We start from the raw sequence: 24,114 nt of genomic DNA, 5'->3' as shown, positions 1-24,114 counted from the left end.
CCCGATAGCTTCGGACACATGACTCGCTCAGTTCTCGTCACGGGCGGGAATCGCGGCATCGGCCTCGCGATCGCCCGCGAGCTCGCCGCCGCCGGAGACGCGGTCGCCATCACCTACCGGACCGGGGAGCCGCCCGAGGGTTTCTTCGCCGTCCGGTGCGATGTGACGAGCACCGCCGACGTCGACGCGGCGTTCGAGAAGGTCGAGGCGGAGCAGGGCCCGGTGGAGGTGGTGGTCGCGAACGCCGGGATCACCCGCGACACCCTGCTCCCGATGATGAGTGAGGAGGACTTCACCGAGGTCCTCAACACGAACCTGGTCGGCGCCTACCGGGTGGCGAAGCGGGCGGTCCGCCCGATGCTCCGGCTCCGGCGCGGCCGGATCATCCTGATCTCCTCGGTCGTCGCCCTGTCCGGCTCGGCCGGCCAGACCAACTACTCGGCCTCGAAGGCGGGCCTGATCGGGTTCGGCAGGTCGCTCGCCCGGGAGCTCGCCTCCCGCAACATCACGGTCAACATCGTCGCGCCCGGGTTCGTCGAGACCGACATGACCAAGGTGCTCACCGAGGCCCAGCAGGAGCAGATCCGCAAGCAGATCCCGATGGGCCGTCAGGCGAAGCCGGAGGAGGTCGCCCGGGTGGTCCGGTTCCTCGCGAGCGAGGACGCCTCCTACATCACGGGTGCCGTCATCCCCGTCGACGGCGGCCTCGGCATGGGACACTGAGCCCGGCCCAGGCGCGGGCGCTCGATGACGAGAGACTGGAGCTGAGAGATGGGTTTGCTGGAAGGCAAGAGGCTGCTGATCACCGGCGTCCTCACCGAGTCGTCGATCGCCTTCAACGTGGCGCGGCTCGCCCAGGAGGAAGGCGCCCGCGTCGTGCTCACCGGTTACGGCCGGCTGAGCCTGGTCGAGCGCATCGCCAAGCGGCTGCCCGAGCCGCCGCCGGTGATCGAGCTGGACGTGCAGAACAACGAGCACCTCGACACGCTCGCCGACCGGGTCGGCGAGCACCTGGAGGGACTCGACGGCGTCGTCCACTCCATCGGCTTCGCCCCCCAGTCCTGCCTCGGCGGCAACTTCCTCAACACGCCGTGGGAGGACGTGGCGACGGCGCTCCACGTCTCGACGTTCTCGTTCAAGTCGCTCGCCGTCGCCTGCCTGCCGCTCATGAAGGAGGGGGGCGCCATCGTCGGCCTGGACTTCGACGCGAGCAAGGCCTGGCCCGTCTACGACTGGATGGGCGTGGCCAAGGCCGGCCTGGAGTCGTGCGCCCGGTACCTCGCCCGGGACCTCGGGAAGCACGGCATCCGGGTGAACCTCGTCTCCGCCGGGCCGCTGCGCACCATGGCGGCGCGGAGCATCCCCGGCTTCCAGGAGTTCGAGGAGAGCTGGCCGGCGCGGGCGCCGCTCGGCTGGGACCTGAACGACACCACCCCGGCCGCAAAGGCGTGCGTCGCGCTCCTGTCCGATTGGTTCCCCGCCACCACAGGTGAGATCATCCACGTGGACGGCGGGGTGCACGCCATGGGCGCCTGAGCCGCCCGCGAGCCGTCACCCCGGCCGGCGCGGCGGCGCGCCGGCCGTGAGCGTACGGTGCGGGACGCGCCCGCCCGGGCGCCGTCAGGCGAGACGGTGGCGGCCCTGCGCGTTCGGCCGCCACAGGCCGTTCTCCAGCGGGATGCCCGCCTGCTGCGCCTCCTCCTCGCGTGCCCGCCGGGTCGCGACGATCCGGGTGGCGAGCACGGCCGACAGCAGGAGCACCGCGGTCAGCACGGTCCCGGCCGCGTCGTCGCGCCGCTCCGGCCGCACCGGCTCCCGCGACCGGGTGATGGTCAGGTCGGGAAGGTCCCGGACCGGCCAGAGCAGGGGGATGACCGCGTCCTCGTCCGGGGTCACCCGAGGCTTCTCCGCCGAGGTCCGGGTGGTGGTCGTCGGCTTCGGGCGCTGGGGCTCGATGGGGAGGAGCGTCTCCTCCGCGACCTTCTTGGCCGGCCGCGCGGGCTTGACCGGCTGCGGCCGCTCCGCGCGCTCCTTCTCACCGGCCTCGCGCTTCTCCCGGGGGCGGGCGTCGGCGGCGCACTCCGAATCCTTCCCGCAGGAGCGCTGCACGGTCGGCACCTGCTCCTTGGTCTCACGCCCGGAGACCATCTCGCCCAGCCCCTTCACCGTGTCGCCGGCCGCGTCGGCCGCGCTCTCGACGGCACTGGAGCCCGTCGCACCGCTCACGGCCTGGCCGGTGGACTTCACCGCCTCGCCGACGCTCTGCACCGTCTTGCCGAGCGTCTGGTCGACCGTGCCCACCACGTCGTTCACCGTGCCCACCGTGGTGTCGAGAAGCTTGGACACCGGTGAGGTGAGCCCGGCCGTCGCGTGGTCGAGCACGTCGGTGACGCCGTCGACGAGGTGGCAGACACCGCTCGTCAGCCCGGAGAGCAGGCCGTGGCCCGTGCCGCAGTCCCGTGCCTGCGCCGGGGTGGCGATGAGCAAGGGGATTCCTCCGCTGAGGATGAGGGTCAGCGCCCCAGCGGATATCGCGATGGTGCCGCGTCCAGTCCCCATGTAGCCTCTTTCCCCTAAAACGCCGATCCGTCCGCCGCTTTACTTTGACACTCTTTCGGCAAAGCTCCGGATCATGCAGCAGAATGTTGCAATTCGGTATCGATATGTGATACATGAAAGAATTTCTCGTTCGGCGGCCCGGATCGGGCGTCAGAGGGCGGAGACGTCGTCGAGCGCCTCCCGGATCTCCCGCGGCAGGGTCAGCCGGTCCGCCTTCAGGATGTCGAGGAGCTGCGCGTGGGTCCGCGCCCCCACGATGGCCGAGGCGACGCCCGGCCGGTCCCGCACCCAGGAGAGGGCCACGGCGAGCGGGGTGACCCCGAGCCCGTCGGCCGCGGTCACCACGGACTCCACGATCCTGCGGCAGCGTTCGTCGAGGTACGGCCGGACGAACTCGGCCATGTGCGGTGAGGCGCCGCGCGAGTCCGCGGGGATCCCGGTGCGGTACTTGCCGGTCAGCACCCCTCGCCCGAGCGGTGACCAGGCGAGCACCCCCACGCCGGTGTACTCGGCGGCCGGCAGCACCTCCAGCTCGATCTCGCGGGCGAGCAGGGAGTACTCCGCCTGGATGGAGACGATCGGCGCCCGGCCCGGCCCGCACTGCTGGTGGACGGCCGCGGCGGCGAGCTGCCATCCGGTGTAGTTGCACACCCCGGCGTACGCCGTACGGCCGGTGGAGACGGCGAGGTCCACGGCGGCGAGCGTCTCCTCGAGCGGGACCCGCGGATCGAAGGCGTGGAGCTGCCAGAGGTCGACCTCGTCCACCCCGAGCCGGGAGAGGGAGGCGTCGAGGGACCTGATGAGGTTCCGCCGCGAGGCGTCCACGTCGCCCCGCGGGGTGAGCACGGACTTGGTGGCGATCACCAGCCGGGAGCGGGGCACGACGTCGCGGATGAGCCGGCCGATGAGCCGCTCCGCCTCCCCGTCCGCGTAGACGTCGGCCGTGTCGATCAGCGTGCCGCCGGCGTCGGCGAACGCCGTGAGCTGCGCCGTCGCCTCCTCGGGCGGGGTGTCCCGGACCCAGGTCATCGTGCCGAGCCCGATCCTGGACACCGCGAGACCGCTGCGCCCGACGAATCGCTGATCCATTGCCTGGTTAGAGTAGCCGATAGGCTGTCGGCGCCATGGATGTACTGCAAGCCATCGTGCTCGGTGCCGTGCAAGGGCTCACCGAGTTCCTGCCCATATCCAGCTCCGCCCACCTGCTGATCGTCCCCAAGCTGGCCGGCTGGGGGGACCCCGGGGCGGCGTTCTCCGCGGTGAGCCAGCTCGGCACCATGCTCGCGGTGGTCCTCTTCTTCTGGCGGGACATCGTGCGGATCTCGTGGACCTGGCTCCGCAGCCTGTGGACGCCCGAGCTCCGCCACGACCTCGACGCCCGGATGGGCTGGTACATCGGCATCGGCACGATCCCGATCGGGGTCGCTGGGCTGCTCTTCAAGGACCTGATCGAAGGGCCGGCCCGGAACCTGTGGCTCAACTCGGTGATGCTCATCGTCTTCGGCCTCCTGCTCCTCCTCGCCGACCAGCTCGGCAGGAAGAAGAAGGAGGTCGCCGACCTCAACATGCGGGACGGCCTGATCATCGGGCTGTGGCAGATGCTGCCGCTCATCCCCGGCGCCTCCAGGTCCGGGTCCACGATGACCGGCGCCATGTTCCTCGGGTACACCCGGGAGGCCGCGGCCCGCTACTCGTTCCTGCTCTCCATCCCGGCCGTGGTGCTCTCCGGGCTGTTCGAGCTGCGCGTGATCGGCGAGGAGTCCGGGGTCCCGCTCGGGCCCACCCTGATCGCGACCGCGGTCTCGTTCGTCGTGGGCTACGCCTCGATCGCCTGGCTGTTGCGCTACGTCGCCAAGCATTCGACCATCATCTTCGTGGCGTACCGCGTGTTCCTCGGGTCGTTCCTGCTCACCCTGCTCTCCCTGGGCGTGATCTCTTCATGACCACCCTTCTGCTCCTGCGGCACGGCCTCACCGAGATGACCGGGCACACCCTGGCCGGGTGGACGCCCGGTGTGCACCTGGACGAACGCGGGCGCGAGCAGGCCAGGGCCGTGGCCGGGCGGCTGGCCCCATTGCGGCTCGACGCGATCGTCTCCAGCCCGCTGGAGCGGTGCGTGGAGACGGCCGAGGAGGTCGCCCGCGGCCGGGACGTCCCGGTGCAGATCGACGACCGGTTCGGGGAGTGCGGGTACGGGGAGTGGACCGGCAGGCCGCTGACCGAGCTCGCCAAGGAGCCGCTCTGGCGGGTGGTGCAGGCCCATCCCAGCGCGGCGGTCTTCCCCGGCGGGGAGGCCATGGCCGACGTGCAGCGGCGGGCCGTACGGGCGGTCCGGGAGTGGAACGAGCGGCTGGGCCCGAAGGCCGTCTACCTGGTGTGCACCCACGGAGACGTGATCAAGGCGATCGTCGCGGACGCGCTCGGGCTGCACCTCGACCAGTTCCAGCGGATCACCGTGGACCCCGCGTCGGTGACCGCGATCCGGTACACCCCGTTGCGCCCGTTCCTGCTCAGGGCGAACGATATCGGTGGGGGGATCGCGAACCTGATCCCGCCGGACGGCGAGGCGGCGCAGGAGGGGGAGGACGACGCCATGGACAGCAGCGACGCCGCGGTCGGCGGTGGAGCCGGGACCGCATAAGGTCGGGGCTATGCCGGTCTACGACTACGATCCGCCCGAGAGGTTCGTCGTCGGCGCCGTGGGGCAGCCGGGCGCGAGGACGTTCTATCTCCAGGCCCGGGGCCAGGGCAGGATCACCACGGTCGTGCTGGAGAAGTTCCAGGTGGCCGTGCTGGCCGACCGCCTGGACGAGCTGCTCGACGAGGTGCTGCGCCGCAGCGGCGGCCGCGCGCCCATCCCGGCGCTCCCCCCGGCGGACCTCACCGATGACGAGCCGCTGGAGACGCCGTTCGACGAGGACTTCCGGGTGGGCACGATGGCGCTCGGCTGGGACCCGGAGACCTCACAGGTGATCATCGAGGCCCAGGAGGCGGTCGACGAGGACGAGGACGACCCCACGGGCGAACGCCCCGAGCCCGCCGTCCTGCGGGTCCGGATCAGCCCGGCGGTTGCGCGCGCGTTCAGCCGGCGCGCGCTGAAGGTCGTGGCGGCCGGTCGCCCGCCCTGCCCGCTCTGCGGCCGCCCCATCGACCCCCACGGTCACATCTGCGTCCGTCTCAACGGTCACCACCCCGGAGGGCTGCGGTAGATGACGGCCGGGAGCGAGCCGGGTGCCCGCCAGGAGAGCAGGCCCGCCCTCGACGAGGCGACGGCGCTGCGCCTGCTCCGGGAGGGCACGCTCGAGGTCACCGGGCGGCTCGTCGACGCCAGCAACATGACGCTCTACTGCTCGATCGGCCTGGACGGCCACACGGCCGCCTGCGTCTACAAGCCGGTCCGGGGCGAACGCCCGCTCTGGGACTTCCCCGACGGCACCCTCGCCGCCCGCGAGGTCGCCGCCTACGAGGTCGCCGCGGTGACCGGGTGGCGGATCGTGCCGCCGACCGTGTACCGGGACGGCCCGTACGGCCCGGGCATGGTGCAGCTGTGGATCGACGCCGATCCGCACACCGACCTGCTGGCGCTGATCCGCAGCCGCAGCCCCGCCCTGCGCCGGATGGCCGTGTTCGACGCGGTGGTGAACAACGCCGACCGCAAGGGCGGCCACCTGATCCCCCTGCCGGACGGGCACGTCTACGGGGTGGACCACGGCGTCTGCTTCGCGGTGGAGGACAAGCTCCGCACCGTGCTGTGGCAGTGGCGCGGCAAGCCGCTCTCCCGGGAGGCGATCACGGTGCTCGAGCGGCTGGAGGCGGAGATCGACCACGGCCGGCTCGGCAGGCGGCTGCACGAGCTCCTGTCGCCCGCGGAGGTCGAGGCGACCCTGCACCGGGTCAGGCGGCTGCTGCACAGCAAGGTGCACCCGCACCCCTCGGACGACTGGCCGGCCATTCCCTGGCCGCCCATTTGATGGGATTCACCCCCCTTGCGCGGGCTGTTCTATTTGTGCACGCTGCAACCAGTCTCTACCGATACGGAGGGAACGCGGTGTGCACGTTGATCGTGAGCGTGATGCCGGAGTCGCCGCTCCCCGTGCTGCTCGCCGCGGTACGGGATGAGTTCGTCACCCGGCCGTGGATGTCCCCCGCGCGCCACTGGCCGGAGCACCCCGGGCTGATCGGCGGCCGGGACCTGCAGGCCGGAGGGACCTGGTTCGCCGCGGATCCCCGGCACCGCAGGGCCGCGGCCGTGCTCAACGGGCGCGGCGCCCTCGCCCCGCAGGGCATCCGGCGGTCCCGGGGGGAGCTGCCGCTCCTCGCCGCGGCCGAGGGCGGCTGGCCCCGGGTGGATCCCCGCGCGTACGACCCCTTCCACCTGGTGCTCGCCGGCCTCGACGGGGTCCGGCTGTGGAGCTGGGACGGCAGGCGGGTCACCGAGGACAAGCTCCCCGACGGCGTGCACGTGCTCGTCAACTCCGGCTGGGCGCGGGGCCACGGCGACCCCCGTGCCTCCTGGCTCCGGGACCGGTTCGCCGCGGCCGCCCGGCCGGTCTGGCGGGCCGAGGCCTCCCCGGCCAGGTTCTGGGGGGAGTGGCTGGACCTCGCCTCCGGGGCCGGCCTGCCCCCGGACGACCCGCGGTCCCTGCTCATCCGGCGCACGGTCGGCGGGCGGGTCTTCGCCTCCCTGTCGGTCACCCTGGTAGGGCTGGGGGAGGAGGGCGTCCGGTACGACTTCTGCCCCTGCCCGGAGGACCCGGGCTCCTGGCACCAGGTGCGGGCCACCGGCTGAGCGCGATTCGCGGTTGCGTGGATAGGCTTCGAAGCATGCGATCGTGGTCTGCTCCGAAAGTCCCGAAACTGCCTGGTTCAGGTCTGCCGCTCCGTTTGTACGACACCGCGACCCGCGAGGTCCGGGAGACGGAGCCCTCGGGGAAGGCACGGATGTACGTGTGCGGCATCACGCCGTACGACGCCACCCACCTCGGGCACGCCAACACCTACCTCGCGTTCGACCTGGTGAACCGAGCGTGGCGGGACGCCGGCCACGACGTGCACTACACGCAGAACACCACGGACGTCGACGACCCCCTCCTCGAGCGGGCGCAGGCGATCGGGGTGGACTGGCGGGAGCTCGCCGACCGGGAGATCGAGCTCTTCCGCACGGACATGGAGGCGCTGCGCATCCTCCCGCCCCGCGACTACGTCGCCGTCACCGAGGTCATCGACGACATCGCCGAGGTCATCGTCCGGCTCATGGAGCGGGGCGCCACCTACCGGATCGGCGACGACGTGTACTTCTCCGTCGCCGCCGCCCCCAAGTTCGGCGCGATCTCCGGGTACGACGAGGAGACCATGCGGCGGCTCTTCGCCGAGCGCGGCGGCGACCCCGGCCGCGCCGGCAAGCGCAACCCGCTCGACTGGCTGCTCTGGCGGGGTGAGCGGCCGGGTGAGCCGTCCTGGGAGTCGCCCTTCGGGCGGGGCCGCCCCGGCTGGCATGTCGAGTGCACGGCGATCGCGCTGCGCCACCTCGGCCCCGGATTCGACGTCTCCGGCGGCGGCTCGGACCTGATCTTCCCGCACCACGAGATGGGGGCGTGCGAGGGCCACGTGGCCACGGGCGAGTGGCCGTTCGCCCGCGCGTACGTCCACGCGGGCATGGTCGCCTACGAGGGCGAGAAGATGTCGAAGTCCAGGGGCAACCTCGTGTTCGTCTCCGAGCTCCGCCACGAGGCCGACCCCATGGCGATCCGGCTCGCGCTGCTCGCCCGGCACTACCGGTCGGACTGGGAGTGGACCCCGGACCGGCTCACCGAGGCCGAGGCGCGGCTGGCCCGGTGGCGGGCCGCCGTGGCGCGCCCCGCCGGGCCCGACGGCGCGGCCCTGCTCGCCCGGGTGCGCGAGCGGATCGCCGACGACCTCGACGCCCCGGGGGCGCTCGCGCTCATCGACGCCTGGGCCGCCGCGGACGGCGACGATGCCTCGGCGCCCGGCCTGGTCCGCGACATGGTGGACGCCCTGCTCGGTGTGGCGCTCTGACGGGCTCCCCGGCGGCCGGTCAAGTTTTCCCCAGCTCCCGCTCAACCAGGCCGGGAACGATGGCGATCGCCATAGCGTTGATCTGGCCGGGCGTTCGCCGGAGATGCCGGACCGGCCTGGGAGGGAGGGGACCGGGGTGCTGTCTCGCCGGTGGGCGTTGCCGATGATCGGCGTGCTCGTCGCGCTGCTGATACTCTCGTGCACCCCTGCGGGAAACGGCTCGCCGATCGGAGGCATGGTGGACGGCGTGGGCTCCGGATGGCCGGTCTACGGGTTCACCCACACCCAGTACACCGTGGACTACGGGGACGCCGCGGCGCTGCGCACGGCCCGCTCGGCCATCGCCGAGCAGCGCCTGCTGCAGAACCAGCACATCATGGGGTTCGGCGTGCTCAACCCCGAGCCGAGCCCGGGCCGGTACGACTTCTCCTCCCTGGACGAGCGGATCGCCCTCATCCGCGAGACCGGCGGCATCCCGGTGATCACGCTCTGCTGCGCCCCGGACTGGATGAAGGGCGGGCAGCCGGGCACCACCGACTGGAGCCGGATCGAGGAGGCGCCGCGCCCCGAGCACTACCGCGACTTCGCCGCCCTCGCCGCCGAGATCGCCAGGCGGTACCCCGATGTGACCCACTACATCGTCTGGAACGAGCTCAAGGGCTTCTTCGACGAGGAGAAGCAGCGCTGGAACTACGAGGGGTACACGGAGCTGTACAACCTCGTCTACGACGCGCTGAAGGCCGTCAACCCGAAGATCAAGGTCGGCGGGCCGTACCCGGTCATGGAGGACTCGGACCGGCCGTCGGAGCTCGAGGGCGAGTGGGGCAACGTCGACCAGCGGGTGCTCGACGTGCTGCGCTACTGGGCGAAGCACAAGCGGGGCGCTGACTTCGTCGTGGTGGACGGCTCCGCGGAGAGCCGCAGGGGCATGATCCCCGACGACTTCGGCGCCCAGCGGAAGTTCGCCGCGGTGAACGAGTGGCTGCACCGGAACATCGGGCTGCCGATCTGGTGGGCCGAGTGGTATCCGGAGCCGGAATTCTCCACCTGGTCGGATGCCAAGCGGACCGCAGTCACCGCGGTCTCCCTCATGGAGTTCGCCGAGTCGGGCACGGCCGCGGTCCTGTACTGGAGCCGCCAGGAGCCGGGCCGGGAGTGCCCGCCGGGCTGCCTGTGGACCGACCCGCACCGGCGCGGGGGCGGGCGGCCCACCGAGATCCTCCGGCTCCTCCAGGGCTTCGCCCGCTGGTTCCCGTACGGCACCGAGACGGTCCGGGTGAGCGCCTCGCCCGGTCCGGTGCGGGTGCTCGCGCAGAAGGCGATGATGCTCGTGGTGAACACCTCCGACAGCCGGGTGGACGCCGTGGTCGACGGGCAGCGGATGACGCTCGGCCCGTACGAGGTCCGCTGGGTCGCCCGCACCTGAGATCCACCGAAGGGCTCGTCCCGAGGGCGGCGGGCTGCGAGGACACCCGGGCGCGCCGGCACCCGCACGGCCGGGGCCGTTGGGCGCCCCGGGCGCGCGCCGGAAGAGGGCGCCCGGGAGGCGCCGCGCCGGCCGCGGGTGCGCGGCCCGCGGTGCCGGGATGGAGACGGCTCGCCCGGCGGGCGGTGCCGGGACCGCTCGCCCGCCGGCGGACCGGCCGGGGGCCCGGCGCGGGCGTCACGCCCGGGTGCGCAGCTCCCCGTACCGGCGCATCACCCGGTCGATGAGGCGGTACGCCCAGGGCGTCTCCAGGGCGAGCCGGCGGAGCCGGCCGACGGGCGTGGTGAGCAGCCGGTGCGCGGCCGCCCGCGGTGAGCCGCGCCAGGCGCAGCCGGCGGCGACCATGTGGCCCCCGGTCCGCAGCCGCTGCTTGTAGTCGTCGCCCTGGCTGACGCTCCAGTCCATCAGCCGGATCCCGTGCTCCGCCGCGGCCTTCGCCATGAGCAGGTGCTGGAGCAGCCCGGGGGAGTACTTGGCGTACGCCGCGTCGTAGGCGGGGAACCACCCGGCGAGCAGCTCCGGGGTGCGCAGCCCGATGTGCCCGGCGACCGGGGTCTCCCCGGCCCAGAGCATGGTGAGCGTGCCCGAGCAGCCGGGGGCCTGGGTGGCGTGCATCCGCTCGACCAGCTGGGCCACCCACCGCCGGGCGAACCGGTCCTGCCGCCCGATCCGGCGGTACTGGGCGGACTTCCACCGCATGAGCAGGCGCAGGTCCGCCGGGTCCGGCGAGTGCAGCTCCACCCTGAGCTCCCCGACCTCGCGGGCGAGCTTGCGCATCCGCGTCATCGCCGTCTTGATCGTGCGGGGGGAGTTCGCCTTCACCCGGGCCAGGTAGGCGTCGTAGCCGCCGGTGAGGTCCAGGAGCACCGACTCCGCCACGGTGGACGCGTACCGGGCGAACGGCTGGCCGCCGACCAGGAACCCGAACTCCCACACGTCCAGGCCCGCCCCCTTGAGCAGGGCGTCGGGGTCGATCTCGGCGCCCGGCGCGTGGACGATCCCTTGGGCGAACGTCACCCAGCCGGCGATCGGCTTGCCCACCCCGAAGCGGTGCCGCTCGAACGGGAAGAACCCGATGATCCGCCCGCCCTCGCCGTGGATGACGGCGACGTAGGCGTTGGGCAGCACCTCGCCGGCGGCGATGGTGAACTCCGGTGCGAGGAACGGGCTGGCGAGCCGCGGCTGGGCCTGCTGCATGGCCCGCCACTCGGCGATCTCCCCGGGGCCGAGCTCGTGGGGGCGGATGACCGAGACCTGCATGCCGTTCCTCCGTCGTGACGGGATGATCATGCCAGTTGCCGCTTTGGGGCGCGTTCGATGTGACTACCTTGCCCGCACGCGGTGATCGCGTGGCGGCGGTGTCCGGTTCCGGCCGCCGGTGGTGGAATCGCAAAGGCCGTATGACAGGCTTGTGGTGTGACCGTGACGAGCCCAGACGTGAACATCGCCGCCCTTGACTTCTGGGCGCGACCTGCCGAGGAGCGGGCCGAGGTCTTTCGCCGGCTCCGCGCGCAGGAGCGCCCCCTCTTCTTCCCCCAGCCCAAGGTTCCGCTCGCCCGATCGGGCAAGGGGTTCTACGCCCTGGTACGGCACGCCGACGTGGTGGAGGCGAGCCGGAACGCCGCGGTCTTCTCGAACAGCCCGGCGGTGGCCAATCCGGAGCCGGCGAGCTGGGTGAAGTACGTCTACGGCGACTCGCTGGAGAACAAGGACGCGCCGGAGCACACCCGCCTGCGCCGGATCGTGTCCCGGGCCTTCGCGCCCCGCATGATGGAGCGGCTCGACGTCCTCATGCGGCGGCGGGCGGAGGAGGCCGTCACCCGGCTCATCCGGGCGGGCGGCGGCGATTTCGTCGAGCTGGTCGCGCGGCCCTTCACCACCAATGTGATCTGCGACCTCGTCGGCGTCCCCGAGGAGGACCGGCAGCAGGTCGTGCGCTGGGTGGAGGACACCGTGCAGTACCAGGCGGTGCGCGCGGACACGTCGGGCATGCTCCGGTACGCCTTCCGGAACACCCGGGCGATGTTCGGCCTGCGGGGCCTGGTGGTACGGCTCGCGCGGGAGCGGCGCAAGCGGCCCGGGGACGACGTGGTCTCGGCCCTGGCCAACGCCGACGTCAACGGGGAGCGGCTGACCAACCGGGAACTTGGAGCGTTCTTCCTGCTGCTGTGCGTGGGCGGGGTGGACTCCCCGGCGAACGCGCTCGCGCACGCGGTGACCCTGCTCAGCGAGCACCCCGGCCAGCGGGAGCTGCTGCTGTCCGACTACGACCGGTACATCGGCGGCGCCGTCGAGGAGATCCTCCGGTACTCCTCGCCGATCACGCAGCTCCAGCGGACCGTCAAGGTCGAGTACGAGCTCCGCGGGCAGCCGCTCAAGCCCGGCGACAAGGTGGTGCTCTTCTACAACTCGGCCAACCGCGACGAGAGCGTGTTCCCCGAGCCGGACGTGTTCGACATCACCCGGGATCCCAACCCGCACGTGGCGTTCGGCGGGCCGGGCGCGCACTACTGCCTCGGCGCCCACCTCGCCAAGCGGGAGATGACCATCCTGCTGCGGGAGCTGTACACCAGGGCGCCGGGGATCCGGCTCGCCGGGCCGCCCGAGCCGCTCACGTCCACGTTCAACAACGCGGTCCGGCGGCTGCCGGTCACCCTCTGAGCTGCGGCTCTGCCGTTCACGTCTGTGCGGCCGCCGGGCACCCCGTGCGGGCGCCACGGGTCAGTCGCGGACCGGGCGGAGGCGGCTGCTGAGCCTGCCGTACACCTTGAGGAGCCGGTCGGCGCGGTCCCGGAGGAAGGGGGTGCTCACCACGGCGTTCCGGAGCCGGCGCAGCGGCACCTGGGCGACCCAGTGCACCGCCGCCCCGGCGGACGCCCGGGCCACCCGGCCTTCGGCCACCTCGAGGTCCCGGGTCTTGAGCTGCTCCTTGTAGTCCTTGGGGCCCCGGCCCATGTCGATGTGGCGCAGGCCGGCCGCGGCGAAGTCCTGGGCCATGGCGAGGTGCTGGAGCAGGCCGGGGGAGTACTTGCCGAACCGGGTGTCGTAGGCGGGGAACCAGGTGCAGAGCTGGCTGCCGGTGCGGAGCCCGAAGTGGCCGGCGACCAGCTCGTCGCCCGCGTAGAGCAGGGAGAGGCTGCCGGCGAACCGGTCGGTGCGGATGGCGTGCAGCCGCTCCACCAGCTCGACGATCCACGGGTGCGCGAACCGGTCCATGCGGCCGGTCCGGCGGTACTGCTGGGACTTCCAGTGCATCACCCGCCGGAGCGCGGCGGTGTCCGTGGACTCGGCCACGTGGCGGACCTCGCCGACCTCCCGGCCGAGCCGGTTGCGCTTGTACCGGGTCATCCGGTACGTGGTCGGCGACTTCCGGCGGAGCGTGGCGAGGTACTCGTCGTAGCCGCCCGCGAGCTCGATGATCGGCGACGGGTGGCGGCTCTCGTGGTGCGGGGCGAACATGGGCTGCCCCGGGTGGAGGTGGTCGAACTCCCATACCGCCAGGCCGGTGGCGCGGAGCAGCCCCACCGCGTCGAGCTCGAGGCCGCGCGCGTACACCATGCCCTGCAGGTCGGTGAGCCCGGCGGCGACCGGCCTGCCGATGCCCAGCGGGTGCCGCTCGTAGGGGAAGAACCCCCAGATGCCCGAGCCGTCGGCGATGACGGCGACCCGGACCTGGGGCCGGAGCAGGCCGACGGTCTGCACGAACTCCGGGCAGAGGAAGGGGTTGTCCTGCTCGGGGTCCGCGGCCTGGAACTCCCGCCACCGGGCCAGTTCCGGCTCGCCGAGATCTTTGGGGTGAACCACGGATATCCGCACAGACCTATCTTCCCCGGTCATGCCGGATGCTGGGGCCGCCGGGCCGCATCCGGACACGCCCGGACGCTCGAGGGGCCCGCTCGGGAAGGCCGCGCCTCCCGGGACGCCGCAGGGGACGCGGCCACGCGGCGCTCTTCCGGTCGCTCAGCGAGCCGGGCAGCGGGCGGCGTCGTCACGGCACCCGATCCGGCGCCCCCGCCGTCCGGCCGCGTTGCGTGGTGAGGACGCGGCCGCGCCCGGCCGCGCGGCCGCCTCTCCCCGGCCTCGGCGCGCCGCCCGAGCCGGTCCGCGCCGCCCGGCTCGGCCGCCCCGGCGGCAACCGGGTACGGCCGCGTCGCGTGACCCACGGGTCCGGTGTTACCAGATGGAACCGGTGCCCGATATCGTGCCAGGGTGGGCTGGAAAGGATCGTTCCACGGTGGGCCGGAGAGGCCGTAGGCGGAGGCGGCGGCCCCGGTGGCCGATCGCGCTCCTGGCCGCGGCGCTCACGGTGAGCTCGATCATCGCGCTGTTCGGCGTGGTGGCGCTCCGCCGGTCCGCGCAGCGCCCCCCGGTGGCGGCGCCCGGCGCCGCGAGCGTCGTCACCCCGCTGCGGGTGGAGTGGGCCGAGGAGCCCGATACCTGGCCGCGCTGGGGCCTGACCCACACCCAGTACACCGCCGCCGACGACTTCGGCGACCGTGCCGTGAGCTCCCTGGCGGCCGCGCGGGTCGTGCAGAACCAGCACATCATGGGCTTCGGTGCGGGCAACCCGGAGCCGCGGCCGGGGGAGTACGACTTCTCCTCGCTCGACGAGCGGGTGCGGCTGATCGCCGAGACCGGAGGGGTGCCGGTGATCACCCTCTGCTGCGCCCCGGACTGGATGAAGGGCGGCCGGCCGGGCACGACCGACTGGAGCCTGCTGGAGATCGCCCCGCGGCGGGAGCACTTCGACGACTTCGCCCGGCTCGCCGCCGCCGTCGCCCGGCGGTACCCGCAGGTGCGGCACTTCATCGTCTGGAACGAGTTCAAGGGCTTCTGGGACCAGCGGCGCGGCGAGTGGGACGCCGTGGCGTACACCGAGCTGTACAACCGGGTGTACGACGCGCTGAAGGAGGTGGACCCCCGCATCCGGGTGGGCGGGCCGTACATGCCGGTGGACAGCTACGCGGGGGAGCCGCCGGTCCCCTCTGAGGTGTCCGGGCCGTGGGGAACGGTCGACGGCAGGGTGCTCAAGGCGATCGACTACTGGCTCCGGCACAAGCGCGGCGCGGACTTCATCGTGGTCGACGGTGGCTCGCTCACCGCGGAAGGGGAACTGCGCCCTGACGAGTTCGGCGCGCTCGGCAAGTTCGGCGCGATGACCCGCTGGCTCCGGGAGCGCTCCGGGCTGCCGGTGTGGTGGGCGGAGTTCTACCCGCTGCCGTGCGCGTCGCTCGAGGGCGGCGCCTGCCCGGCCCTCGGCTGGCCGGAGCGGCGGCGCCTCGCGGTGACCGCGGCCGCGCTGATCGAGCTCGCCGAGTCCGGCGCCGCGACCGTGCTCCACTGGGACGGGTACGCGCCGCGCCGGGTCCGCGAGGGATGCCCGTTCTGCCTGATCCCCAACGAGACCGGGGAGGCCTCGGCCACGCTGCGCTTGCTGCAGCGGTTCGCCCAGTGGTTCCCGCACGGCACGGAGCCGGTGCCTGTGGCCCTCACCGCCCCGGACGGGCGCCCGTTCCCGCCGGGCCGGGCGCCGGTGCGCGCCCTCGCCCAGGAGCGGCGGATGGTGCTGGTCAACACCACCGGCACCGCCCAGACGGTGCTCGCCGACGGGACGCCGGTCGCGCTCGGGCCGTACGAGGTGCGCTGGCTGCCCCGCGCCCCGGACCGGTGAGCCACGGCCGCCGTCGTCAGCGGGCGGGCGTCAAGGCCGCGGCGCCTCCCGCGCCACGTCCCCTCGACCGTGACTCGCCGCGGCCCGGCGGGTCACAGCCCCAGCGAGACGAACCTCTCCACCACGACCGCAGCGGCCACCACCGCGGCGCATATCGCGGTGCGCAGCAGGCGGCGGCGCCAGGGTGAGGCGTGCCGGCCGCGCAGCCCCAGCAGCTCGAACCCGATGAGCGATCCCACGTAGAGCACATAGGCCGCGATCCCGAGCGGCGTCCAGGGCGTGCCGTTCGGCGGGGTCGAGGTGAGGTCCGGGGGCGGCGGCACCGAGCCGGGCGGCGGCTGCCGCAGGGCGTAGACGGCCGCGTCCTCGTTCGCGTACAGCGTGACCAGGTCCGGGGAGGCGCCGAGCGCCCGCCGGAGCCGCGCGCCCCAGCCGTCCTCGATGCCCTGGCCGGCCGGGTCGGTCACCTCGAGCAGGGTCTCCTGGGCCCGGGTGGTGAGCAGGAACGATCCAGGGCCCAGCGAGCGCAGCGCGGTGATGACCTGGCCGATGTCCTCGGGGTCGGTCGGGGGCGGGGTGCTGACCCACTCCACCCGCTCGACGTGCTTCTCCCGCCACGGCACCATGCTCGCCATGAGGTCGCTGCTCACCGTGCCGGGTTCCGCGTCGCTGGGGGCGAGCACCAGCACCCGGGCGCTGGGCCGGTCGCGCGCGTAGATGTACTCGAGGGCGAGCGCCTCGCCGGTGGTGATGCGCTCGAACTGCTCGTTGCCGTACCGGGCGACGAAGAAGCCGCCGCAGAGCGCGAGCGTGGTCACCACGGCGAGCGGGAGGGCGAGCCGCGCCCGGAGCAGCTCGAGCCGGGAGGGCTTGCCGATCACCTGGCGCATGCCCCGCAGGCTCCCCGGGGGCTCGGGGAAGAAGGCGTAGGCGGCGAGGATGCAGGCGCCCGGCAGCATGAACAGGTACACGCGCAGCCCCATCTCCCCGCCGTAGCTCTGCAGCGCCATCGCGGAGAGCGGGGTCACGGTGAGCACCAGCGCGACCCGGTCCATCACCATGCGCCGCACCCGGCGGGCGAGCCCGACCCCGGCGAGCAGCACGAGCACCACGGCGAACCCGAGGCGGAGCTGGAGCACGTACGGGTGGAGGGGATCGCCGGTCGCCGCCTCCATGCGGCCCGTGGTGTTCGCGGTCAGGTTGCTGAGCAGCGAGCCGATCCCGCCGAACAGGTCGCCGATGTGGCCGTACCAGTACGGCGTGGCGAAGTAGCTCAGCCAGCCGACCGCGAACCCGCCGATCAGCCAGGGGAGCGTGGCCACCCCGCACCGCCGCAGCATGACCAGGCCGAGGGTGGAGGCCGCCATCATGAACGGGGTGATCTGGTGCGTCGCGGCCGCGGCGGCGCCGAGCAGGAGCAGCACGCCGTACAGCGCGATCCGCGTGATCGGGTCGGCCTGCTTCGCGGGCAGCTCACCCGGCTCCGCCTCGTCGAGGTAGCCGGCGAGCCGGCTCAGCAGCCCGCGGGGCTCCCCGGCCGGCCGATCGCGCTCGCGCCCGAACCAGGTCACCACGATGGCGATCAGCAGCAGGTACATCAGGTACGTGGTGCCCTGCGGGGAGAAGTAGTCCTGGCCGATCCACTGGAGGGTGACGAACAGCAGCGCGGCCAGCCACTTGGCCCGGCGGTCGGCGCGCATGCGCCGCAGGATCAGCAGGAGCGGGACGAGGTAGCAGACGTTCGAGACGAGGGGCGTCCAGTTGACCAGCCCGCGGAAGTCCTCCATGCCGGCGGCGCCGCCCACGAAGGCGAAGAGCGCGAAGAAGCCCGGCCAGCTGAACCGCGCGTCGAGGCCGGGGAGCGTGCCACCGGTCCGCGCGATGTACTCGGCGAAGCCGACGTGCAGCCAGGCCGTGGGGAAGCGCGGCTCCTCCGCGACCAGAGCGCCCGCCCCGTGCAGGCAGAACGTGATCGCGAGGAGCTGGGCGAGGAGCAGGACGGGGCGGTACCGGCGCTGGGCGAACGTGACGAAGAACGTGACGATCAGCAGCGCCAGCCCGGCGAAGGCGGTGGGCGGCAGCACCGAGATGAGCCCGAGGCCGTTCATCCGCTCCACGTCGACGCCGGCGAGCTCGCCGGGCGGCGCGAGCAGCGCGATCAGGTAGATGGCCAGGCCCTGGGCGGACAGGATCGGCAGCAGCCATCTCTTCACCCGGTCGGGGTGGGGCATGACGGCCAGCATCCGGGTCCCTAACCGGGTCACGCGCTCACTGATCGTCGTCACGGGGACCATCATGCGGGACGAACCACCAGATTCGGTGCCCTCGCGGGTCCACAGCACGCGGACCAGCGACGGCAGGACGGCGAGGGCGACGCCGAGCTGGGCGAGGAACAGGGCGAGGCCGACCCCCGTGATGCCGAGCCGGGGCAGCAGGACGAACGTCCCGGCGAACACGCCGGCGCACATCGTCCCCTGGACGACCACGAGCGCCCGGGCCCGGTTCATGGCGCGGAGCACGCCGAGATGGATCTCGACCACCGCGCGGGGGAGCGTGGCGAGCACGACGAACCTGAGCAGCGTGGTCGCGTGCTCGGCGTGCCCGGGGCTGAACAGCGCCATCACCCACGGGGCGAGCACGATCGCGCCGAACACCACCGGGCTGAGGCTGAGCAGGGAGCGGCTGAGCGCGCGGCGGCCGTTGGCGGCGAGCGCGGCCCGGTTGAAGGCGCCCTCCACGGTGAGCGAGGCCGCCATGGTCATGGCGAGCGTCTCCAGCAGCCCGCCGATCATGGTGACGCTGTAGTAGTAGTTGAACTGCCGCGCCTCCACGAGGGCCCCGACGATCACCGGCAGCAGGAAGGTGATCGCCTGGATGAACATGGAGCCGAGGTAGTCCCCGGCGAGGAACCTGCCGAGCGTCCGGATCGACGGCGGCCGCCGCCCGGCCGTCCGCCTGCGGTGCTCGGGCACCAGCCTGCCGAAGATCAGCAGATCCACGGGGAGGATCCCGATCACCACGGGCAGGACCCAGGACACCGCGATGCCGGCCGACGGCAGCGCCTTCGCCAGCGCGACGAGCAGGATGATCTTGACGACGGCGTACGCGATGTTCTTGACCGGCACCCAGGTGGCCTTGCGCAGCCCGGTGAGGGCGACGTCCTGCAGGGTGAAGACCACCCAGGAGACCACGGCGACGCAGAAGAGCAGGCCGGGGCCGAGCCCGCTCAGGTCGCGGTAGTTCGGGCCCCAGTGGGGGAGGGTGAGCAGGAAGCCGGCGGTCAGCACGAGCGCCGCCCCGCTCGCGAGCAGGTAGACGCCGGCGATGAACCGGCCTGTGGCGCGGCCGGTGTCGGCGATGAACCGGGTGAGGGTGCCGGAGAACCCGAGCGAGGTGAGGGAGGCGAGCAGGCGCATCGCGCCGATCACCGCCATCGCCCGGCCGCCCTCTTCCGCGTCGTAGAGGCGGGCGGCGAGCACCCAGTAGAGGAGGCCGAGCGCGCCCGAGACCCCCGCGTTGATCATGAGCGCGTACGCGTTGCGGAGGAGGGGGTCGCCGACGATGCCGGAGATCGCCGCGCGGAGCCGGCCGGCGGGCGGACCGTCCCCGGCCCGCCGGGCGAGGCCGGGTAACGAGCCGGCCGCGCTGCCGCGGAGGACGCCCCGGCCCTGCTCTGAGGCGGTCATGCGGCCCCCTTACCGGGGACTCCCCGCCACCGGCGGCCGGTGAGGAACGTCTCGCCGGGGCGCCTGGCGCCGGTGTGGAGCATGCGCGTCACCCGTCACCCCGCCTGAGGCACGGCGACCTGAGCGGACGGCGAGCGGTCGGGGAGAGCTGTGCGCATGCAGGGCCTCCGGGGAATGCGCGGGGGTGGCACGGGGGTGCCGCCCTAGCTGCTGAAACCCGAGCGTACCCATGCCCGGGGGATGGGGCATCCGCTCGCGGGAGCGTCCCGTCCGGATCCGCGGAACAGGCGAGGCCCGTGGGTCAGCTGAGCCGTTCGGGGCCGTCTCCGGCCGCCGGGCAACGGCCGCGCGGACCCTCCGGCGCATCGTCGCCCGTCCGGCCGTCCCGGTCCTTCCGCCCGACCGGCCGGATGAGCCCCGGCTCCGGCTCCGCGGGCTCCTCGCCGTCTCCCGGCTCCACGAGGGCCGGCTGCGGTTCCTCGGCCACGGCGAGGCGGGCGGCCGAGGAGCGCACCGTGCCGAGGCGGCGGGCCACGTCCTCCCGGAGGCGGCCGAGGTAGCCGTAGAGGCGATCGCCCGGGCAGGCGGTGGCGTTGAGGTCGCGGTGCCCGATGATCGCTTTCTGGGGGTCGAGCCGGTACGTGGCGCAGAGCCAGGCGACGAGCGCGACGAGCGCGTTGAGCTGGGCCTTGGTGGGGAGCTCGTCGATGTACGTGCCCTCCGTCTCGATGCCCAGCGCGCGGCTGTTGTGCCCGGCGACGTGGGCGCCCACCGCGAGCTTGCCCTGCTCGATGGCGGGCAGGGTGCGGTTGCGGCCCTCGAGGATGTACCCGCCCCTGCTGACCGTGAAGTGCTGCCCGATGTCGTCCCAGCCGTTGCGCCGCATGTGGTGGCGCTGGATGGCCCGGGAGAGCCGGAACGCCGCTTCGAGGCTGGTGTCGCCGGTGTTCGCGGTGGCGGTGTGGTGGATGACGATCCGGTCCGGCGGATGGTCGGTCACCGTCGCCTTGCGCCGGGGTGGCGCCGCGTCCCACTCGCTCCGGGTGTAGATGCGGGGCCGGCGCGGCCGCCGGGGCCGGACGGAGGCGGCGAAGACCTCGGGTGCGAGGAGAATGGCCCCGGCGATACCGCTCCCGGCCGAGAGGAACATCCGGCGTGTGATCTCCGACATGCGCCCTCCCCCTTTGAGCGCAGGTCCTCGGAAAACCCGCGTCCGGTGGGAGGCGATATCGAATATGCCCATCCGCCGCCCCGGCTATTCCTACCGGCCGGAAATCGGCGTAGAGTATGCCGAATTATCCGGGTATCCCGTTATGAGAAAGTGCCGGTACGGCATGGCCGGTCGGCCGGTGCGCCGCCGGGAGCAGGGGGTTCCGCGGGCGGGCGCAGGGCCGTCACCCGTACGGAGAATCAGGTGCCGGCCGCGTGAAGAGTGCATGCCAGGGGAAACGCGGCGAGCGGCGAAAAGGAAGGATGAGAAAGCAGGAAACCGGGCGATTCCGGGTTTTCCCGTGCGCGCCGATCCGGATTTCCGTCCTCCGGCCACCGAGGAGTTCTATGGAATTTCCGGCATGGCCATACAAGGCGGAAAAGTGATAAATGTGCGCTCGCGGTGCGGTGGACCGGGGAACAGGGTGCTCGTGGCGCGGGCACCGCGGGGTGGCACGGGCGCGGCGGTGCGCCCCGGCCTCGCCCGGGCGGGACCTTCGCCGGCCGCCGGCGGGCCATCCACCGGCCGGTGCGTGCGTTCCGCCGAGCGGGCTCCCCCGTTCGGCGCGAGATCCGACTCGGCTGTCAACCGAACGGCCCCGTCGCGCGTCAGGAAAAGGCACCGTTCGTCTCAGTAGCGCGGAGGGCACGACGCCATGCCTACCCCTGCGTTCCGACGTGATGGCTCCCCGGCGTGGGGCGAACGAGAGGCGCTCGCGCGCGCCACGCTCGACGCGCTGCGCCGCCGGGGCCCGAAAGCGGTACAGGAGGAGACGCTCCGGATGAAGTCCGAGCTGCTCCGGCTGTACGGCTGGGAGGGGTACCAGCGGGTCATGGCGCAGATGGAGAGCGACCTGGCCCGGCTCTACGAGCACCACCGGTGAGGTACGGAGCCGCGCGGACGGCGTGATGCCGCCCCGGCCACGGGCACGGCCGGCCCGCCGTGGTCCGGGGCGGCGGGCGCCGGGACGCCCGGGCACGCCCGGACCCGGCGCCCGCTCCACCGCGGGCCCGCGCCCGGCATCCGCGCCCCGGGCCTGCGTCGGTTCCGGCCTCGGGCGCCCGCGCGAGGGCGCCCGAGGCCGGGATCAGTCCCACCAGAACGACCAGGCGTTCCGGCCCACGATCTGCGCGGCGTACTCGGCGAGCGATCCCCCGGCCTGCAGGATGCTGTCCGGGCAGAAGGTCCAGTGCTCGGCCGCCACGTGGAGCGCGTGCTCCAGCGTCATGGGGGGAGCGGCCACGCTGAGCTCCAGGGTGTCGAACCCCATGCCGACCACCCGGACGCCGAACCTCTCCTCCCAGCTCCGGAGCACCGCGGCGAGCGGCACGTTCCACTCGTTGTGGTGCACCGCGCCCTGCCAGCCGAGCGCCACCGGGGCGTCGGCGCTCCGGTCCACCGCCACGAGCCCCAGCGGGGTGACCCGCTGGACCACGATGTCCGCGTACCAGTCGGCGACCGTGTCAGGGTCGGCCATCAACCTCCCCGGTGGGGCGAGACCGGGGCATTCCTTCCCGAACGGGGAGAGGTCCACCACGTCGCGGCTCACGATGAGGTCCCGCCACACCTCGGCCATGAACCCCTCGGCGGTGAAGAGGTCGATCTGCGCCACCGAATCCGGCGCGATCTGCCCCGCCGACCACGGCTGCACGCCGTCCTCGAGCAGCACCGGCCACAGCCCGGACCGCGGGTGCTCACGGCGCAACCGTGCCCAGAACCCGGGTGGCACGGGATCGTCGCTCAGCCAGAACGAGGGCCGATGATGCGTGCGCATCCGGTCGTACTTGGGATCCGGCCACACGAGAGACCCGGGAGGGAGATCGACGGTGAGCTCCCTCCCGGCGCCGCCGTCAGCGAAGAGCTGTTCCAGGCCCGGCGGTAGCCGCCGACGCTCGTGAACCGACATGCGCCAATAATGTCGGACCGGCCGGTGAATATCCCAGTGCGCGGACCCGCGGCGCGTCATGCGCGGATGCGCCGTGCGCGTCCCGCCACGCCGGCCCGCCGTACCGCGGAAACGACCCCGGGCGCCGGCCGGGCCGCCCACGTCGTTCCGGGCGCCGGCCGGGCGTGCCCGCGTTCCCGCGACCCGCCTCCCGCCATCGGCGGCCGCACCGCAGATTCCCGCCGTACCCACGCGGTCATGCCCGTGCGCCGGGCGGGGTGCGCGCTCACGAGCACCCCTCCCACCGCGGACGCCCGCGCCTTTCCGGCCCCGCCGTACCGCGTGGATCGACCCCGGGCTCCGGCCGCGCGGGCCCCGCCGTACCGGCGGGACGGGCGGTCAGAGGTACAGCCCGGTCGAGGCGGGCTCGTCCGGCTCCGGCGCCGCGTGCCCGTCGCGGAGCGCGTAGAGCTCGGCGAGCGTGGCACCGGACGGGCCGATGCCGTCCCGCCGGCCCAGCCACCGCGCCGCCTCCTCCGGTCCCAGCGGGCCGATCTCCAGCCTGGCCAGGCACCGGCCCGGCCGCACCACCGCCGGGTGGAGCCGGGCGAGGTCCTCGTTGGTGGTGATCGCGACGAGCACGTCCCTGCCCTGCCCGAGCAGGCCGTCGGTGAGGTTGAGCAGCCGGGACAGGCCCTGACCGGTCGACTGCTTGGCCTCGGCGCGGATCAGCTCGTCGCAGTCCTCGAGGATGAGCAGCCGCCAGCGCTGCTGGTCCTCTTCATCCGGGTCGTCGTACCCGATCGCCACGTCCATCAGGTACCCGGGGTCGCCGAAGAGCCGCTCGGGGTCGAGGACGCAGTCGGCCTGGCACCAGCTCGACCACTCGCGGGCGATCGTGCGGAGCAGGGTGGTCTTGCCCGTGCCCGGCGGGCCGTGCAAGAGCAGCAGCCGCCCGGTGATGTCCTTCGGCGTGGTCTTCATGAGCCCGTCGAGGCGCGGCACCACCGAGCTGGAGTAGTTCCGCCTGATCTCCGCCCAGGGCGAGGTCGTGATCGGCTTCACCGAGCGCCGGGGGCCGTGGACCGAGGACCACCAGAAGCCCATGGTGACGTGGTCGCCCGCCGGCGCCTTCTCCTCGGCGTCCCGGATCGCCTGGGCCAGCACCGAGGCGGCCAGCTCCTCGGTCACCGCGGTCGCGGTCACCGTCGCCGACCGGTTGGCGTGCCGGACCACCCGCAGCGTCCAGCCCTCACCGGCGATGAGACGGGCCTCGTGGCCGTCGGTGTGCTGGGCGACCCGGAGCAGCCGGCCCCCGGGAACCGTCATGGCCGCGTCGGCGCGGACCCGCTCCAGCCGCGTGGTCCGGGACCACGGCTGGGCCCCGGTCGCGAACGGGGAGAGGGCCAGCGCGTCGATCACGTCGGCCGGGGTGTCGGTGTCGTCGAGCCACAACCGCAACGGGACCGCGCTCGACTCCTCTTCGGGGCGGGAGGAGAAGACGACCTCCTTGAGGACGGACATGTGATCCATAGTCTCGGGCGGGGAGCCTCACTGTCGACGCATTTACACCGATCCACG

20 protein-coding genes are annotated in these 24,114 nt (G+C 73.1%); 12 read left to right on the top strand and 8 right to left on the bottom strand.

Features of this window, described 5'->3' with window-relative positions:
• The first annotated feature begins 18 nt into the window (after nt 1–18).
• Both fabG and fabI read left to right on the top strand, forming a co-directional pair.
• The gene (fabG, locus tag TBIS_RS09615) at nt 19–723 is read left to right on the top strand and encodes a 3-oxoacyl-[acyl-carrier-protein] reductase (protein WP_013132186.1); all 705 of its coding nucleotides are present in this window, start codon (nt 19–21) and stop codon (nt 721–723) included.
• A gap of 48 nt (nt 724–771) precedes the next feature.
• On the top strand, nt 772–1,536 hold the full coding sequence (gene fabI, locus TBIS_RS09610) for an enoyl-ACP reductase FabI (RefSeq protein ID WP_013132185.1): 765 nt from the start codon (nt 772–774) through the stop codon (nt 1,534–1,536).
• An 84-nt stretch (nt 1,537–1,620) separates the two neighbouring features.
• Here fabI and TBIS_RS09605 read toward each other — a convergent pair whose 3' ends face one another.
• Both TBIS_RS09605 and TBIS_RS09600 read right to left on the bottom strand, forming a co-directional pair.
• Nucleotides 1,621–2,559, bottom strand: a complete 939-nt coding sequence (locus TBIS_RS09605) for a hypothetical protein (RefSeq protein WP_013132184.1) — start codon at nt 2,557–2,559, stop codon at nt 1,621–1,623.
• A gap of 150 nt (nt 2,560–2,709) precedes the next feature.
• Nucleotides 2,710–3,648, bottom strand: a complete 939-nt coding sequence (locus TBIS_RS09600; RefSeq protein WP_013132183.1) for an aldo/keto reductase — start codon at nt 3,646–3,648, stop codon at nt 2,710–2,712.
• Nucleotides 3,649–3,683: 35 nt separating this feature from the next.
• Here TBIS_RS09600 and TBIS_RS09595 point away from each other — a divergent pair, with 35 nt between their 5' ends.
• The 7 genes from TBIS_RS09595 (at nt 3,684) to TBIS_RS09565 (ending at nt 10,021) form a co-directional block, all read left to right on the top strand.
• Nucleotides 3,684–4,502 (top strand): undecaprenyl-diphosphate phosphatase, encoded by an 819-nt coding sequence (locus tag TBIS_RS09595; protein WP_013132182.1) that lies wholly within the window; start codon nt 3,684–3,686, stop codon nt 4,500–4,502.
• Nucleotides 4,499–5,200 carry a histidine phosphatase family protein gene (locus TBIS_RS09590; RefSeq protein ID WP_013132181.1) on the top strand — a complete coding sequence of 234 codons (702 nt, stop codon included), beginning with the start codon at nt 4,499–4,501 and terminating at the stop codon, nt 5,198–5,200. The genes TBIS_RS09595 and TBIS_RS09590 overlap by 4 nt, the downstream gene beginning before the upstream one ends.
• Before the next feature lie 10 nt (nt 5,201–5,210).
• Nucleotides 5,211–5,768, top strand: coding sequence for a DUF3090 domain-containing protein (locus TBIS_RS09585; protein ID WP_013132180.1), 558 nt, complete (start codon nt 5,211–5,213; stop codon nt 5,766–5,768).
• Nucleotides 5,769–6,530, top strand: coding sequence for an SCO1664 family protein (locus TBIS_RS09580; protein ID WP_013132179.1), 762 nt, complete (start codon nt 5,769–5,771; stop codon nt 6,528–6,530). It begins immediately after the preceding gene.
• A 77-nt stretch (nt 6,531–6,607) separates the two neighbouring features.
• Entirely contained in the window at nt 6,608–7,348 is a 741-nt protein-coding gene (locus TBIS_RS09575) for an NRDE family protein (protein ID WP_013132178.1), read from the top strand.
• Between the two features lie 35 nt (nt 7,349–7,383).
• Entirely contained in the window at nt 7,384–8,595 is a 1,212-nt protein-coding gene (mshC, locus tag TBIS_RS09570) for a cysteine--1-D-myo-inosityl 2-amino-2-deoxy-alpha-D-glucopyranoside ligase (protein WP_013132177.1), read from the top strand.
• A gap of 136 nt (nt 8,596–8,731) precedes the next feature.
• The gene (locus TBIS_RS09565; protein ID WP_013132176.1) at nt 8,732–10,021 is read left to right on the top strand and encodes a GH39 family glycosyl hydrolase; all 1,290 of its coding nucleotides are present in this window, start codon (nt 8,732–8,734) and stop codon (nt 10,019–10,021) included.
• Between the two features lie 237 nt (nt 10,022–10,258).
• On the opposite strand, the gene TBIS_RS09560 is transcribed toward TBIS_RS09565, so the two are convergent.
• A complete protein-coding gene (locus TBIS_RS09560) occupies nt 10,259–11,341 on the bottom strand; it encodes a GNAT family N-acetyltransferase (RefSeq protein ID WP_013132175.1) in 1,083 nt (360 codons plus the stop codon).
• Nucleotides 11,342–11,503: 162 nt separating this feature from the next.
• On the opposite strand from TBIS_RS09560, the gene TBIS_RS09555 reads away from it, so the two are divergent.
• Nucleotides 11,504–12,742, top strand: a complete 1,239-nt coding sequence (locus tag TBIS_RS09555; RefSeq protein WP_241019650.1) for a cytochrome P450 — start codon at nt 11,504–11,506, stop codon at nt 12,740–12,742.
• A gap of 60 nt (nt 12,743–12,802) precedes the next feature.
• Here TBIS_RS09555 and TBIS_RS09550 read toward each other — a convergent pair whose 3' ends face one another.
• The gene (locus TBIS_RS09550; RefSeq protein WP_013132173.1) at nt 12,803–13,897 is read right to left on the bottom strand and encodes a GNAT family N-acetyltransferase; all 1,095 of its coding nucleotides are present in this window, start codon (nt 13,895–13,897) and stop codon (nt 12,803–12,805) included.
• Between the two features lie 490 nt (nt 13,898–14,387).
• Here TBIS_RS09550 and TBIS_RS09545 point away from each other — a divergent pair, with 490 nt between their 5' ends.
• Nucleotides 14,388–15,752: a GH39 family glycosyl hydrolase gene (locus tag TBIS_RS09545; protein WP_206771171.1), complete on the top strand. Its 1,365-nt coding sequence runs from the start codon at nt 14,388–14,390 to the stop codon at nt 15,750–15,752.
• 92 nt (nt 15,753–15,844) lie between these two features.
• Here the strand turns inward: TBIS_RS09545 and TBIS_RS18165 are convergent, their stop codons facing one another.
• Both TBIS_RS18165 and TBIS_RS09535 read right to left on the bottom strand, forming a co-directional pair.
• Nucleotides 15,845–19,438, bottom strand: coding sequence for a lipopolysaccharide biosynthesis protein (locus TBIS_RS18165; RefSeq protein WP_013132171.1), 3,594 nt, complete (start codon nt 19,436–19,438; stop codon nt 15,845–15,847).
• A gap of 301 nt (nt 19,439–19,739) precedes the next feature.
• Nucleotides 19,740–20,609: a peptidoglycan recognition protein family protein gene (locus TBIS_RS09535; RefSeq protein WP_013132170.1), complete on the bottom strand. Its 870-nt coding sequence runs from the start codon at nt 20,607–20,609 to the stop codon at nt 19,740–19,742.
• Nucleotides 20,610–21,303: 694 nt separating this feature from the next.
• On the opposite strand from TBIS_RS09535, the gene TBIS_RS19065 reads away from it, so the two are divergent.
• Entirely contained in the window at nt 21,304–21,531 is a 228-nt protein-coding gene (locus TBIS_RS19065) for a hypothetical protein (RefSeq protein WP_013132169.1), read from the top strand.
• A 204-nt stretch (nt 21,532–21,735) separates the two neighbouring features.
• Here TBIS_RS19065 and TBIS_RS09530 read toward each other — a convergent pair whose 3' ends face one another.
• Both TBIS_RS09530 and TBIS_RS09525 read right to left on the bottom strand, forming a co-directional pair.
• On the bottom strand, nt 21,736–22,554 hold the full coding sequence (locus tag TBIS_RS09530; RefSeq protein WP_013132168.1) for a DUF4253 domain-containing protein: 819 nt from the start codon (nt 22,552–22,554) through the stop codon (nt 21,736–21,738).
• 378 nt (nt 22,555–22,932) lie between these two features.
• Entirely contained in the window at nt 22,933–24,057 is a 1,125-nt protein-coding gene (locus TBIS_RS09525; RefSeq protein ID WP_013132167.1) for a DUF5925 domain-containing protein, read from the bottom strand.
• Nucleotides 24,058–24,114 lie beyond the last annotated feature (57 nt).

Origin of the sequence: Thermobispora bispora DSM 43833, assembly GCF_000092645.1 — a bacterium.
Lineage (GTDB): Bacteria > Actinomycetota > Actinomycetes > Streptosporangiales > Streptosporangiaceae > Thermobispora > Thermobispora bispora.
Note: the sequence above shows the minus strand (reverse complement) of the source record. Positions and strands in the feature narration are given on the sequence as shown.